This is a genomic window from Aliirhizobium wenxiniae (genome assembly GCF_019511445.1).
Classification (GTDB): domain Bacteria; phylum Pseudomonadota; class Alphaproteobacteria; order Rhizobiales; family Rhizobiaceae; genus Neorhizobium; species Neorhizobium wenxiniae_A.
On sequence record NZ_JAEUAN010000079.1, the window covers coordinates 1 to 697 of the forward strand.

Annotated in this window: 2 tRNA genes and 1 rRNA gene; all 3 read right to left on the reverse strand. The window is 54.4% G+C overall.

Going from position 1 to position 697, the window contains the following annotated elements:
- Nucleotides 1-51: 51 nt before the first annotated feature.
- Nucleotides 52-127 (reverse strand) — tRNA-Ala (locus JNB91_RS30360).
- Between the two features lie 75 nt (nucleotides 128-202).
- Nucleotides 203-279: transfer RNA gene (locus JNB91_RS30365), tRNA-Ile, on the reverse strand.
- Between the two features lie 308 nt (nucleotides 280-587).
- Nucleotides 588-697, reverse strand: a 16S ribosomal RNA gene (locus JNB91_RS30370); the annotation flags it as partial.

A 697-nucleotide genomic window follows, 5' to 3' on the forward strand; every position in this document is an offset into this window, starting at 1 on the left:
TTTTACTTCTTCAAAGGATATGCACCCGTCATCTCGACACCAAAAGCGAATTGGTGGAGCTGAGCGGGATCGAACCGCTGACCCCCTGCTTGCAAAGCAGGTGCTCTCCCAGCTGAGCTACAGCCCCAACCATCGCAACACCCGATGACAATGCCATCAGGAGGGTCAAGATCGAACAAACCAACCACCTTAAAAAGGCGAATGGTGGGCCTGGGAAGACTTGAACTTCCGACCCCACGCTTATCAAGCGTGTGCTCTAACCAACTGAGCTACAGGCCCGATCTCGACAAACTCTACGTTAAGTAACGCTCGCCAATACAGGCCAGAGGCCGTCGCCGGTAGTCCGGCGCCCTCGCGGAGGGCAGCACCGAAGGTGCGTACAGCCCGTGAGCGCACTCAATGGTTCATATCCTAATGAAGAAAGAGAAACGTAGTCGGCGGTTTTCGCCATACCCTCTGTCTGCAGAGCAGATCTGGGGCGTATTACGTTGCGATCGTGACCTGACTGGTCCGATCTTGTTCTAAAAAGCACGGGAAGGTTCATCTCAATCAAGTTGAGCGTCTTACCAATTCCACAGCTTCCTTAGAAAGGAGGTGATCCAGCCGCAGGTTCCCCTACGGCTACCTTGTTACGACTTCACCCCAGTCGCTGACCCTACCGTGGTTAGCTGCCTCCTTGCGGTTAGCGCACTACCTT